This is a genomic window from Streptomyces niphimycinicus (genome assembly GCF_018883605.1).
Taxonomy (GTDB): Bacteria; Actinomycetota; Actinomycetes; order Streptomycetales; family Streptomycetaceae; genus Streptomyces; species Streptomyces niphimycinicus.
On record NZ_JAHLEM010001295.1, the window covers coordinates 1 to 790 of the forward strand.

Consider the following 790-nt stretch of genomic DNA (forward strand, 5'->3'; position numbering starts at 1 on the left):
GCCCGGGCCGCGGACGGTAGCCGCGCCGCAGGGGCCCCGGCCCGCAGCCGCGGGTCGCAGCCCCGACCCGCTATGCCCCCTCCGGCACCAGTTCTCCCACCGCGTCCCGCCACGCGGCCCGCCTCGCGACCGCCTGCCGCCAGGTGCGGATCGCCTTCGGGGGCATCCCGACGGCCAGCACACCGGTCACCCGGTCCCCGCGGCGGTAGACGGCCAGGAACTTCCGTTCCTCCAGGGCGCCCTCCACGATCGCGACCTCCTCATGGCCGCGCAGATGGCCATGGGCCTGGATCCGGAGGTCGTACTGGTCCGACCAGAAGTACGGCACCGGGGCGAACGGCCGCCGCTCGTCCGGGCGGAGGAGGTTGCGGGCCACGGCCATGCCCTGCTCGGTGGCGTTGGTCCGGTGCTCGATCCGCATCGCCGTGCCGAACAGCGGGTTGTGCCAGCGGGCCACGTCCCCCGCGCCGTACACATCCGGCGCGGCGGCGCTGTACTCGTCGCACTCCAGGCCGTCGCCCAGGGTGAGGCCACTGCCCTCCAGCCAGCCGGTGTTGGGCACCGAGCCGATCGCGACCAGCACCTCATCGGCCTCGACCAGCGTGCCGTCCGCCAGCCGCACCCCGCCGTCGGCCACCTCGGCCACCATGACGCCGGTACGCAGATCGACGCCGTGGTCGTGGTGGGCCTGGGCGAGCACCCGGCCGACCCGTTCGCCGACGGCCGGGGCCAGCGGCACCGGCGCCGGTTCCAGCAGCGTCACCTCCGTGCCGAGCCCCCGGGCGACGGC

General features: G+C 75.8%; 1 protein-coding gene. It reads right to left on the reverse strand.

Going from position 1 to position 790, the window contains the following annotated elements; genetic code table 11:
* Positions 1-70: 70 nt before the first annotated feature.
* A partial coding sequence (locus KN815_RS49425; RefSeq protein WP_216348244.1) for an FAD-dependent oxidoreductase occupies positions 71-790 on the reverse strand: 720 nt, incomplete at its 5' end.